The sequence below is a fragment of the Hominimerdicola alba 8 genome (assembly GCF_000178155.2).
Lineage (GTDB): Bacteria > Bacillota > Clostridia > Oscillospirales > Ruminococcaceae > Hominimerdicola > Hominimerdicola alba_C.
In genome coordinates, this window is record NZ_ADKM02000069.1 from 23,653 (window position 1) to 35,998 (window position 12,346).

Annotated in this window: 12 protein-coding genes; 2 read left to right on the plus strand and 10 right to left on the minus strand. The window is 45.5% G+C overall.

The genetic code is table 11. The annotated features are described in order from the left end of the window. Positions 1-3: 3 nt before the first annotated feature. The 10 genes from CUS_RS07280 to CUS_RS20780 form a co-directional block, all read right to left on the minus strand. Positions 4-1,173, minus strand: coding sequence for a SpoIIE family protein phosphatase (locus CUS_RS07280; RefSeq protein ID WP_002848954.1), 1,170 nt, complete (start codon positions 1,171-1,173; stop codon positions 4-6). Further along, the gene (locus CUS_RS07285) at positions 1,166-2,842 is read right to left on the minus strand and encodes a [Fe-Fe] hydrogenase large subunit C-terminal domain-containing protein (RefSeq protein ID WP_002849014.1); all 1,677 of its coding nucleotides are present in this window, start codon (positions 2,840-2,842) and stop codon (positions 1,166-1,168) included. Before CUS_RS07285 ends, CUS_RS07280 begins: the two co-directional genes overlap by 8 nt. Positions 2,843-2,853: 11 nt before the next feature. Then, on the minus strand, positions 2,854-3,105 hold the full coding sequence (locus CUS_RS07290; RefSeq protein WP_002848963.1) for a (2Fe-2S) ferredoxin domain-containing protein: 252 nt from the start codon (positions 3,103-3,105) through the stop codon (positions 2,854-2,856). A gap of 3 nt (positions 3,106-3,108) precedes the next feature. After that, positions 3,109-3,351 carry a (2Fe-2S) ferredoxin domain-containing protein gene (locus CUS_RS07295; RefSeq protein ID WP_002848998.1) on the minus strand — a complete coding sequence of 81 codons (243 nt, stop codon included), beginning with the start codon at positions 3,349-3,351 and terminating at the stop codon, positions 3,109-3,111. 17 nt (positions 3,352-3,368) lie between these two features. Further along, positions 3,369-4,118: a phosphotransferase family protein gene (locus CUS_RS07300; RefSeq protein WP_002848967.1), complete on the minus strand. Its 750-nt coding sequence runs from the start codon at positions 4,116-4,118 to the stop codon at positions 3,369-3,371. 15 nt (positions 4,119-4,133) lie between these two features. Continuing rightward, positions 4,134-6,851, minus strand: coding sequence for a bifunctional acetaldehyde-CoA/alcohol dehydrogenase (adhE, locus tag CUS_RS07305; protein WP_002848936.1), 2,718 nt, complete (start codon positions 6,849-6,851; stop codon positions 4,134-4,136). Positions 6,852-6,867: 16 nt separating this feature from the next. Beyond that, complete coding sequence (locus tag CUS_RS07310) at positions 6,868-7,470, minus strand: redox-sensing transcriptional repressor Rex (RefSeq protein ID WP_002848994.1); 603 nt, start codon at positions 7,468-7,470, stop codon at positions 6,868-6,870. A gap of 163 nt (positions 7,471-7,633) precedes the next feature. Next, positions 7,634-8,563, minus strand: a complete 930-nt coding sequence (locus CUS_RS07315; protein ID WP_002849021.1) for a LysR family transcriptional regulator — start codon at positions 8,561-8,563, stop codon at positions 7,634-7,636. 232 nt (positions 8,564-8,795) lie between these two features. Then, entirely contained in the window at positions 8,796-10,121 is a 1,326-nt protein-coding gene (locus CUS_RS07320) for an ISL3 family transposase (protein ID WP_265335179.1), read from the minus strand. After that, entirely contained in the window at positions 10,108-10,551 is a 444-nt protein-coding gene (locus CUS_RS20780) for a transposase family protein (RefSeq protein ID WP_227945332.1), read from the minus strand. The genes CUS_RS07320 and CUS_RS20780 overlap by 14 nt, the downstream gene beginning before the upstream one ends. A 54-nt stretch (positions 10,552-10,605) precedes the next feature. Between CUS_RS20780 and CUS_RS07325 the strand changes: the two genes are divergently transcribed. Both CUS_RS07325 and CUS_RS07330 read left to right on the plus strand, forming a co-directional pair. Next, complete coding sequence (locus tag CUS_RS07325) at positions 10,606-11,493, plus strand: recombinase zinc beta ribbon domain-containing protein (protein WP_002849027.1); 888 nt, start codon at positions 10,606-10,608, stop codon at positions 11,491-11,493. 287 nt (positions 11,494-11,780) lie between these two features. Further along, positions 11,781-12,242 carry a low molecular weight protein-tyrosine-phosphatase gene (locus CUS_RS07330; protein WP_002848984.1) on the plus strand — a complete coding sequence of 154 codons (462 nt, stop codon included), beginning with the start codon at positions 11,781-11,783 and terminating at the stop codon, positions 12,240-12,242. The last annotated feature ends 104 nt before the right edge of the window (positions 12,243-12,346 follow it).

Sequence of the window (12,346 nt, forward strand, 5' to 3'; positions counted from 1 at the left end):
CCCTTAAAAATAGCTGACCTTGATGCGCTTGCCCATCTCTCCCAGAGCCTTTGAGAGTTCCTGCACAAGGTTCATCTTGATGTTGAAATTTATTGGCAGTTCGGGGTTCTGATGTGCGGGATTTATTGCCCTGCCCACGTAGAAATTTATATCCGTGGCTTCCTCGAAAAGCATTCTGCTGATGAGGGATGCGCCGTCCCTGCCGTGGCTCCATTTCTCGTATAACAGATTTTCGCCGATATGATCTTTTGCGTATTCAAGCACGCGGTTGACGGTTATGACACCCTCAGTCACAAGGTCAACACCCTCGATAGTCGCAATGGGCGGTACGTCGCTGTGCTCAAAGCTGAGGCTTGCAACCAGCGGCTTTTTCAGCCACTGGGAAGCAATTGTCGAGGTAGTACCGCCGCAGATTATGTGCTTGCCCTCTTTAGAGAAAAACAGGCTCATCATTCTGTCGCAGTCATCTTTGTTTGATGGCGGACCGAAGAGAATATTCATCGGCACACGGCGGCGTATGCGCACAACGCAGGCAGTGGTATCATCACCGGGCTCGTGTCCGTAAAGATTGTCGCACTCATCTACAAGTATGGTAGAGAGGGTCTTTGCTGTATACCCCACAGGTGCAAGCATCTCCATAAACGCCGCGATATCCTCACGCTTCCAGCCGAAATTGTAAGCCAAGCCTATACCCGCATGGGGGCAGCCGTCACTCATGGATATGATAAGATCATTCTCTTGTAATCTTATCTCGGAGCGATATATCTTCTTTCCGCCGATGTTCATTTCTGTTTTGGGATAGTCACATACTTTTTCATTGCGGATAAGTATGCTCAGTGGATTGTCATACTGAATCAGCACAGCAGTTTCGTTATTGATGATATGGATTATGGTGAAAGTGGAATATGCAACGCCCCTCACCGAACATATGGGCAGAGTGCCTGCGATAGTTGAAACGCAGTCTTCAAGGGGAAGACCTGCTGCAAGCATGGTGGAGATAATCTTCGAGGTAAGGGTCGAGAGTATGCTCGCCTTTACGCCGCTGCCGAGACCGTCCGCAAGGACTATGACCGTGGAATCGTCGTTCTCCACGATATCGATATGGTCTCCGCACAGCTGTTCACCTGTATGATTTATGCTTTTGAATCCGATATCCGCACACAAGTTATTCATCCTGCATCGACTCCTTGAGCTTTGAAAGCGCTATCTTCGTTTCGGCAGTAGTTTCGCCGAGAAGCGACGCTATCTCCTGAACTATCCTCATCTGCTTCTCAATTACCTTATCAGCTACCTCGATGGTATTTCGGCTTATCTCTTCCTTTTTGCTGCGGGCATTTTCCTCATCGGTAACATCACGCATGATACAGATGAGCATTTTGCTCTCGCGGTCAAGGACGATAGTGCGCTCGGCATACCTCTGGTATTCGGTCAGGAATATCCTTTCATTGTACACGCCCTTGCCTGTACGCTGAACGTCTATAAATATCTTCGGGTCGAGTATCCTTACTACCTGATCTCCCAGCACATCTGAAGCGTAGCGAATATTCATCATCTCCATAGCCGCGGAGTTTATCTGCTGTACTTCCAGCGAATCATTCAGCACGATGATGCCATTGGGAGTATTTTTTACAATAGTATCGGAGAAGCTTTCCGCCTTGTCTTTCAGGAAAGGCAAGCACATGGATATATCCGCCTTGCCCTGATATATGGCTATGGCTTTCTCGCGACAGGTGTTGTATCCGCACGAACCGCAGTTCAATTCATCGGAAGTATCGAACTTGCCCATTTGCGCCAGTATCTGATGTATCTCCGGCTCGGTGGGCTGTGCATGACCAAGGTCAATCAGTGTGAACTGCTTTTTCATATACAGCTTGTCGGGCTGTTCAACGTCATAATCCTTCGAGCCTGCATATCTCGCAATCAGCATCTGATCTTCAACGGGAGTATAGCGGGCATTTTCCATAACAGGACCGCCTATACAGCTTCCCTTACAGGCTGACATTTCGATGAAGCATTTGTGTATGCTCCCCTTTTCAAGCTCCCGCAGAACGGATATGCACTTTTCGATACCGTCTATTGCTATGTATGTGTAGTCTGGCAGGTCGCAGTCCATGGTTTTAAGTATGCCACCAGCCGTAGGGAAAAATCTTGCTCGGCTATTTTCATCAGCAGAAAATCCCCGCTCTATCTCGATATTCTCTTCTTTCAGCCAGACTGAAAGTTCCTCAAAGGTGAGCACAGCATCAACTGTATCGCCGTAATGCTGTGCTTCATCCTTTTTGGAAACACACGGACCTATGAAGACTGTCTTGGCATCGTGGATACGCCTTTTGATATCTGCACAGTGTGCCTGCATGGGGGAAATAACATCTGCAAGCATGGGCAGAAGATCGGGGAAGTACTTCTGTATCAGCAGATTTACGGAATGACAGCAGGATGATATTACAACATCCCTGTTTTCTTCTTTTAGTATCCGCTCATATTCACGCTTTACATGGGTCGCACCTACAGCTGTTTCTTCAACATCATAAAAGCCAAGCTTTTTTAGCGCGTCACGCATCTGCTCAATGCCCGCTCCGTCATAATTGGCGATAAATGACGGTGCAAGACTAACAACAACAGGCGAACCGCTCTGGAGAAGCACCCTGACTTTCTCCGATTCATCGACGATCTGCTTTGCATCCTGTGGACAGACTACCACGCACTGTCCGCACAATATGCACTCCTGTTCGATGATGTGCGCCTGATTGCCCGAAAATCTTATGGACTTTACAGGGCAGTATCTTATGCATTTATAGCAGTTTTTGCAGTTTGATTTTTTTAATGTTAAGCAACTCCTCATAGATGATTAACTCACTTTCCTATACGGCTCAATACAGCGTTCTGAAAAAACTCGGCGAAGCCCTCCGGGGTAACGCCTGTGTATACTTCGTCATCAACAGTGACAGTAACACCCACACGATTACACCTGCCAGCACAGAAACTGCCGGCAAGTGTAACTTCGTTTTCAAGATCATGGGTCGATATCGCCTGTTTCAGCAACTCTATCATATCCTCTGAACCTTTCAGGTGGCATGATGAGCCGACACATATCTGAATGATCATGTTTTATTTTACCTTCTGCTTTATCTCTTTCTCGAAGAACTCTCCCACTGTTTCAGGAGATACCGAGTAGAATTCATCATCAACAGTAACGCATACGCCCTGCTGACATTTGCCCATGCAGAATGTTCCGCCGAGCTTGACCTTGTCTCCGAGATCCTCTTTTGCGATAAGATACTGAAGCTGCTCGACTACCTGACGTGAGCCTTTCAGATGGCAGGAAGAACCAATACATACAGTTACCTTCATATTAAGCACCTCACATATTACATATAGTCTACAACGTCTACCCAGGAGAGCAGGAATTCACGCTCTTTTTCGTTGCCTTTTACCGATTGCGAAGCCGCAACGATGGGCATCCACTTCTGAACATACTGCTTTGCGGTATTACTCTTTTCGCAGAATATATCAAGATACATATCTGCGCCCTCAATATCGCCGTCAAGCCAGAAGCAAAGGTATGTTCTTGCTGCGTCTGCGGAAGCGTTGCCCTGTGTAGCGTGTGCCCAGTCGATGATATAGGGAGTACCGTCCTCGGTGATTATAACATTTGAGGGGTTGAAATCGCCGTGGCAGAGCCTGTAGTGCTTGGGCATACCCTCAAGACGGGTATGCAGATCATATCTTGTTGTAGCATTCAGGTCTGTCTGACTTATCTTGCTGTTCATCTTGTCTTTCAGCTTTCTCAGCATGGGACAGACTTTAGAGTGTATATCCAGATGGATATCAACCAGCTGTTCGATATACTCTTTCTTCTTTTCGGGCTGCTCCTCCATCATCTGTGCAAGAGTCTTGCCGTTTATATATTCCGATACGATAGACCATTTACCGTCGATCATCAGCACTTCTTTAAGGCGGGGCATATTGATGCCTGTTTCCTCAACCATGGACTGATTCAGTGCTTCGTTCAGCACTTCCGACTTCTTGTATGTATCATTAAATACCTTTATGCACTTGTCACCGTCACGATACACCGTCTTGGTATTTCTGACAGCTATTACACGATCCAGATTCATATTCCGTCCCTCCGTTTATACTCTTTTTTTGCCGCTGCTTACTGCGCGGTTGAAAGCCTGCTTGAAATCCTTGCTGCTGTCAGCACTGTCTATCTGACCTGCATCGGGCTTCTCGGTCTCAACGAAAGTTCTGCCGTAGTATACGTTCATGTATATCTGCTTCAGCTCGCTGATGAGAGGATATCTGGGGTTAGCACCTGTACACTGATCGTCAAAGGCATCTCTTGACATCTTATCCAGTGTTGCGAGGAAGTCTTCCTCGGAGATACCGTATTCAGCGATGGTCTTCTTGCAGCCCACAGCTTCCTTGAGTTCTTCGATCTTATCGATAAGACCGTCTACAAGTTCAGCGTCACTGTTGCCCTGTACGCCTAGGTATCTTGCGATCCTTGCATACTTAGCGGCAGCCTGAGGATATTCGTACTGAGGGAAAGTACCCATCTTAACAGGAACATCAGAAGCGTTGAATCTGATGACTTCGCTTATCACCAGTGCGCAGCAGATGCCGTGGGGCAGGTGGTGATATGCACCCAGCTTGTGTGCCAGTGAGTGACCAATACCCAGGAAAGCATTAGCAAAAGCCATACCTGCCATAGTTGCGGCATGAGCCATATTCTCTCTTGCCCTTACAGCTGTCTGACCGGTTTCTACACATTCGGGCAGATTATCAAAAGTCATTTTCAGGGATTCGAGAGCGATACCATCGGTAAAGGGCGTTGCCATTACTGATACCAGAGCTTCAAGGTCATGCACCATGCAGTCAAGACCGGAAGCGGCAGTCAGACCCTTGGGTGCGCTCATCATCATATCGGTATCAACGATAGCCATATTAGGCATAAGCTCGTAATCTGCAAGAGGATACTTGTGGCCTGTCTTGTCATCGGTGATAACTGCAAAAGGTGTAACCTCGGAACCTGTACCCGAGGAAGTAGGAACACATATGAAATATGCCTTTTCACCCATCTTCGGGAAGGTGTATATCCTCTTTCTGATATCGACGAAACGCATCGCCATATCCATGAAATCAGCCTCGGGGTGTTCGTACATAACCCACATGATCTTTGCAGCGTCCATTGCAGAACCGCCGCCGATTGCGATTATAACATCAGGCTCAAAGCTTCTGATAGCCTTTACGCCCTCCATAGCACAGGCAAGTGTGGGGTCGGGAGCAACATCGGAGAATGTCTCGTGAGTGATGCCCAGTTCATCCAGCTTGTCTGTAACAGGCTTGGTGAAGCCGTTCTTGAACAGGAAGCTGTCGGTTACGATGAATGCCTTCTTCTTGCCCATGACCCTATCCAGTTCATCAAGAGCAACGGGCAGACAGCCCTTTTTGAAATACACCTTTTCGGGAGCTCTGAACCAAAGCATATTCTCTCTCCTTTCGGCAACGGTCTTTATATTCAGCAGATGCTTTACTCCTACGTTCTCGCTAACCGAGTTTCCGCCCCATGAACCGCAGCCCAGTGTGAGGGATGGTGCCAGCCTGAAATTGTAAAGGTCGCCGATACCGCCCTGAGAAGAGGGAGTATTCACCAGTATACGACAGGTCTTCATTCTCTCGCCGAACTCGGAGAGCTTTTCCTGCTCGCGTACAGCATCGAGGTAGATAGAAGCTGTATGACCGTAGCCGCCGTCAGCGATGAGATGTTCTGCCTTGCCGAATGCGTCCTGAATATCGGAAGCCCTGTACATTGCAAGTACGGGAGAAAGTTTCTCGTGAGCGAATTCCTCGGAGATATCAACGCTTTCAACTTCACCGATGAGTATCTTTGCACCCTCGGGAACTGTCACGCCTGCAAGCTCAGCTATCTTAGCGGCAGACTGTCCAACTATCTTAGCATTGAGAGCCCCGTTGATAATAATGGTCTTTCTCACCTTATTTATCTCATCGGGTTTAAGGAAGTAACATCCCCTTGCAGCGAACTCTGTCTTAACTGCGTCATATATGCTGTCAAGAACGATAACGCTCTGCTCGGATGCGCAGATCATGCCGTTATCGAATGTCTTGGAATGGATTATTGAGTTTACAGCAAGCAGGATGTCTGCGCTGTCATCGATTATAGCAGGGGTATTGCCCGCACCTACACCCAGTGCAGGCTTACCGCTGGAGTATGCAGCGTGTACCATTCCGGGACCGCCTGTTGCCAGTATGATATCAGCCTCTTTCATCAGCATATTTGTCATTTCAAGGCTGGGTATATCTATCCATGCGATTATATCTTCGGGAGCACCTGCTTCAACTGCGGCTTCAAGAACTACCTTAGCAGCTGCGATGGTGCTCTCCTTTGCACGAGGGTGAGGGCTGATGATGATACCGTTCCTTGTCTTCAGGGCGATAAGAGATTTGAATATCGCGGTGGAAGTAGGATTGGTGGTGGGTATTACCGCACCGATCACACCGATAGGCTCAGCAATCTTCTTTATTCCTGCCGATCTGTCCTCTTCAACAACGCCGCAGGTCTTGGTATCACGGTACTTGTTGTATATGTATTCGCTGGCATAGTGGTTCTTGATGACCTTATCCTCAACGATACCCATTCCGGTCTCTGCAACAGCCTGTTCTGCAAGATCTATCCTTGCGCGGTTTGCTGCAGTGGCAGCAGCAAGGAATATGCTGTCTACCTGTTCCTGAGTGAAGGACGCCATCTTTCTCTGTGCTGCCCTTACTCTTTCAAGGGCGGCTTCAAGCTTTTCAACGCCGTCAACGATCTCGTACTCTTTCTTTGCCATTGAACTTTCCTCCGTATCATTTCCTAAGTTTCATGGTAAGATGTGCCAGTGAAAGTGCCAGATTTTCCTGACATACCGTTATATTTTCTGGGACATTAAGAACAGTGGGCGCAAAATTCCATATCGCCGTTATACCGCTCTTTATCATAATGTCGCAGACTTCTTCCGCACAGGCAGCAGGCACCGTGATTATTCCCGCGTGGATATCATAAAGCCGACAGTAGTTGGTAAAGTTATCCATGGGGAGTATCCTGTCGCAGAGCAGACGTTTGTCCACATCAAATGCGGCAGATATCTTGATACCGTATTCATCGAAACCATCAAAATCCAGCAATGCTTTGCCCAGCTTTCCTGCGCCGACTATAACAATGGGGGTAGCCGCCTTTCTGCCAAGGACAGATTCAAGTGCCGCAATAAGCTCAGTGGTCTTGTAGCCTATCTTCGGTTTGCCTGTACCGCTGACCGAATTAAGGTCTTTTCTCACCTGAACATCGCCCAGCCCCAGAGCCCTTGAAATCTCAGCGGCGGAGATATATTCTCCATGGTCGCCTGTTCTCAGGTAATCCAGATATATGGGCAGTCTGCCAAGGGTTGCCTTTGAAAATACCGGTTCTTTCACTTTCTCACCTCCGATGTTTTAATTATATCACCCTTTTTACGAGAACGGAATTACCAAAAAAGTATATCGATATTACCTTTACCGATATACCCCTTACCAATAAAAAAACACAGCTCTCCTTTTTACGGAAAACTGTGTTAAAGTTCGTATTTACGTCACTATATCATTCTTTCGGAAAATAAGCCCTCTTCGATTCGATAAGCGCAGTGATAAATTTGCGGTCAAGCTCGGTGAGGTTATATCCTTTCCGATATATCAGAACATCTTTGTACTGTCGCTTGTTGTCGATGCACTTTTTCTGTACAAGACCATATATATCCAGCACCCTGTCTGGCAGTGGCGAAACCCACATATATGTCTCGGGATTGAGGGACAGCAGGTCGAACTGACTTCCCCTCTCAAAAATGAATACCCTTCTGCCGATGCTGTCCAGAAGTTCTTCCTTTTTAACGTTTGAAAGGGGCAGTGACGGCACATAAGGGTCAGCATGAGCTATCTCGATCATATTCGTGAGATCACCAAAATGAACTTTATCAAGCGATGCTAAACTACTCTCCTTACTTGCCACCAGCATATATGAAAACTCGGCTATGAGCTCATACTCCAGTCCTTTTTCTTCCAGCGAGCGTTTGAAATACTTATCGTATACGGACGCATACCTGATTATGCCAAGGCTGTAATTGGAATCAAAGATATTATCTATGGCACGGTGAGCATTGGTTTCGTAGTAGAAAAGCTCTGCCGAATCACCTGTGATAGTCCGCGAAAACTCCGCAAAGGCTTCCGAGATATAGCTGGCTCTTGGTACAGAGATAGAAAACTTTTGTTTTTTTGGCACGCCCTGACGGTATATACGCTCAACATCGTCTATCTGGTCAAGTATCTTGCGGGCGTAACCGATAAATTCTTCGCCCTCGGGAGTAAGGTTCATGCCCTTGGAAGTTCGCGAAAATATAGTTATGCCAAGATCGGCTTCAAGCTCCTTTATGCTTCGGCTGAGGTTCGGCTGTGCTATCAGCAGTTCCTCTGCCGCTTTGTTTATCGAGCCTATCCTCGCCACCTCGACAGCATATTTCATATGTATGATATTCATAAGTTCACCCCCGTCAATTTTGTTTATTATATCATCATTCCGTGGAGATGTCAATATCATCATATACGCCATACACGCCAAACGCACGATCGATTATTCTTAAATGACTTTCCATTCTCTGTTATGCACAACAGAATGTCAAGAAATGCTGCCTAACTCATAACTAAAGTAGCTGCATACGTTAAGGGAAAAAACTTCTTGATGGTAAGCGTATAATCGGCTCTTTCCAATGTTAGTTGCTGTTTGCGTATAAAAGCTCATGCATCAGGACTTTAGCTTTAAGCAGAGCAAAGCTGTTTCGACCGTACATTATTCGCTTAATGAGTTTGATTTTTGTCACGCTGCCCTCGGCAAGGCCATTGTTGTAATCGAACATAATTGCATTTTTTATTGCAAATATATCATGTTTCAAACCGTCAACAAATGACTTTAATTCAGGGACGGCATCCAAATGGGAAGCCTGTTCTATCCAGTGTTCAAGATCTTCTGCTTTTTTAGAGAAGACAATACGATGGAGATCTCTTAAGATGCCATATAAAGCAGCAAGTTCCGGATACTGTTTAAGAAGCGCTTCATATTGATCCTGAGTGATCAGCTTTACATCTTCCAGATTGCGATATACGAGTTGAGAAAGCGTAATCCTATGAATATAGTCCTTTCCGCCATGCAGACCTAACCTTTTAGCGTGAGCCCGTTCTTTTTGCATAAACATTCGTATCGCTGCAACAGAACCGATATATCCTTTTGATTTGATGAACTCGTATATCTCAGTATAAGTTTGACCGTTGCTGCGCATAGATATGATATCCTGTTCATATGGTGTCAATTTTCCACGCCGTTTTAAGTCATAATGGCCGTTGTGAGGCGAGAAGTCTGGATTCAGATAATTCCTTATGGTTTTGGACGAATGATGTGTGGCACATGCTATTTCTGTGACGGTCATCCCTTCATCAAATAATTGTCGGACATGCTTTATTTCGTTCTCTTTTCGTTTAATTGTTTCATTGTACTGCCTTTCACGGACAGTATCCTTGTCCTTTGGGATTTGATCTTCCGGAATCGAAAGATAATTTTCAACTGTTCTGACTCCGGCGTGAAGAAGATAGGCTATTTCCTGTACAGTAAGCCCTTCTTTCCGTTTCGAATGAGCATATCTGATTCTTTGTGTGCGATTTGCAGTATCATAAAGCGCTTGCATCTGTTTAGAGTATTCTGTATGAGATTCAATTCCAACTCGAGATGGAAATTTATTTTTGATGTATCTATCAACAACTTCGGCCAGATTTTTTAATAGATGAAAACGATCAGTTACTTGAACAGCATCCGGATGTGCTTTGGCTCCTGCTGAAGCGTATTCGGACGCGCCATCTCGTGAAATCATTAATATGTTTGGATATGTACTGAGCCATACACTTACTTCAGTACTCTCTCTTGAAGGAATCATATCAATGATTCTGTGAGTATCCCAATCAACCATAACAGTGCCGTATGAATACCGCTTCTTTAATGCAAAGTCATCAATACAAACTCTATACACCTTTGATTTATCTACGATCAGAGGTGTTTTTTTTTAGCAGCGTACAAATAGAGCTCTTTCCAATGATGATGTTTTCGTTTTTTAATAACCTACTGGAACAAACAGAACTCATCTCAGAAGATGTTTTTAGTATTCTTTCGATCAGACGATTTGTCTTTTGTGCATTTGGATTTACAAACGGATGTCGTTCTGCAAAAGTACTATGTCTGCACTCAGGATTTATGCATTTCATTTTACGTGTGGTCACTATAAGGATTGTCTTCCGGTCAGAGATAGGTAGATCCTGTATTTCTCGCGTATGATAAGAATGCACTCTACCGGTCATCGTTTCACAGTATGGGCAGCATAATTTTTCCAGAGTTGAAGTTATATATAAAATGATTTCTGAATCGGTAATACGTGTATCACACAGTCTGTAGTTTCTATCCAATGAACTGATTACAGCATTCATTTCGCATCCCTCCGATAGTATTTGTCATCTATATTATATAACTTTAATGATTTAATGTCAACTAACATTGGAAAGAGCCGAACTGTCAGCTACAAAAATCACAAGGTTATCAAAAATGACGAAGAAGATATGATCGTTGTGAAAAATACGCACGAGCCTATCGTTTCTCAGGAGCTTTGGGACAGGGTGCGTGAGATGGAGCAATCGGTGTCGCAGGGCAAGCGTAATAGCAGCGGGTATGTAGCAAATCTCAGCGGTTTGATCTACTGTCAGGACTGCGGAAACAAAGTCCGCCTTGCGTGGAACAACACCACAAACGGCAGTAAGAAGAAGCCGAGAAAATATCTTCGTCACAATTACAACTGCACTTCCTACATGAAGTTTGGAAAGCGTTACTGTCCGAGCCATTACATCAAAATGCAGGATATGGACGCTATTGTGCTTGAAGATATTCGCAGCCTTGCACAGCTTGTTGTAGAGGACGAGGAGAAAGCAAAGGAGCGTTTTCTTGAACGCAAGGCAAAGCACCACGAGGAGCAGTATTCCGTTGACACCAAGAAGCTCACAGAGGGCAAATTTCGCTTGCAGGAGCTTGACACACTGATCCAGAACATCTACGAGGACAAAGTCCTCAGCAAGGTTTCGGAGGATGTAGCGATGAAGCTCATAGCAAAGTACGAGACCGAGCAGAAAGAGCTGTCCGCCGAAGTCGCAGACCTCGAAGAAAAGTTCTCCACGATCAGGCAGGACGAAGAAGATGTAGCCATGTTTATGGAGCGTCTGAAAAAGTACACGGATGTGCAGGAGCTTAGCCGTGAGATGTGCCTTGAACTGATTGAGTATATCACCCTTGATGCCTATATCGAAGGGCAACCCCGTGAGATCTACATCTACTACAAACTGCTCGATGAACCGCTCAAGGACAAGAGAAGCCTGTTTTAAGACGAATTTACGTTGTTTACCCACCATACGAAAGTGTGTTACTATTTGGCAAGAGGACTACTCTGAACACCTATACCCATATCAGATACGAGGACGCAGAGCATGAGATGAGACGCATCTGCGGTGATAAAACGGCTTGAATTTATCATTATTTTAACATTTTTGAAGGCAAAAACCTAAGAAAATATAAGAATATTCGCAAAAATATTATCATTTCAGCATTTTTGATAAAATGCTGAAAACGGCGTAATTATGCGCTTTTATGCAATTTCGAGAGGGATTTTTATATGACAAAATTATGTTTCGTCTGCCACGGCAATATATGCCGTTCACCGATGGCAGAATTTGTAATGAAAGATCTTGTGAAAAAAGCGGGGCTTGAGGACGAATTTGTCATAGCGTCTTCGGCAGTCAGCGCAGAAGAACTTGGTAACCACGTTTATCTGCCTGCCAAAAAAGTTCTGAAAGAACATGGCATATCTGTGGGTGACAAGCATGCAGAACTGCTCACAAGGCGGGATTATGACCTCTACGACCTGCTGATAGCTATGGATACGAGCAATCTGCGAAATATCGACCGAATAATAAGGTCTGACCCCGAAGGCAAAGTGCATCTGCTGATGTCTTATGCGGGCAAATCTGCAAGTGTGGCTGACCCCTGGTATACGGGGGATTTTGAAACGGCTTACAATGATATCCGTGAGGGCTGTGAGGGTCTGCTGAGATCGCTGACACAGGGCAGAAAATGACGAGCACATAGCCGAACAGATCTCCCCTGCCGCGTGAGAAACGCGGCTTTTTTGCTATTGACAGAATGGTGCTATCATGATATAATTAATATGTTAATCGAGTG

Coding starts and splice junctions, on each gene's coding strand:
- CUS_RS07280 (WP_002848954.1), bottom strand. CDS start 1,173: ATGAATAACTTGTGTGCGGATATCGGATTCAAAAGCATAAATCATACA.
- CUS_RS07285 (WP_002849014.1), bottom strand. CDS start 2,842: ATGAGGAGTTGCTTAACATTAAAAAAATCAAACTGCAAAAACTGCTAT.
- CUS_RS07290 (WP_002848963.1), bottom strand. CDS start 3,105: ATGATCATTCAGATATGTGTCGGCTCATCATGCCACCTGAAAGGTTCA.
- CUS_RS07295 (WP_002848998.1), bottom strand. CDS start 3,351: ATGAAGGTAACTGTATGTATTGGTTCTTCCTGCCATCTGAAAGGCTCA.
- CUS_RS07300 (WP_002848967.1), bottom strand. CDS start 4,118: ATGAATCTGGATCGTGTAATAGCTGTCAGAAATACCAAGACGGTGTAT.
- adhE (WP_002848936.1), bottom strand. CDS start 6,851: ATGGCAAAGAAAGAGTACGAGATCGTTGACGGCGTTGAAAAGCTTGAA.
- CUS_RS07315 (WP_002849021.1), bottom strand. CDS start 8,563: ATGAATATCATACATATGAAATATGCTGTCGAGGTGGCGAGGATAGGC.
- CUS_RS20780 (WP_227945332.1), bottom strand. CDS start 10,551: ATGAATGCTGTAATCAGTTCATTGGATAGAAACTACAGACTGTGTGAT.
- CUS_RS07325 (WP_002849027.1), top strand. CDS start 10,606: ATGTCAACTAACATTGGAAAGAGCCGAACTGTCAGCTACAAAAATCAC.
- CUS_RS07330 (WP_002848984.1), top strand. CDS start 11,781: ATGACAAAATTATGTTTCGTCTGCCACGGCAATATATGCCGTTCACCG.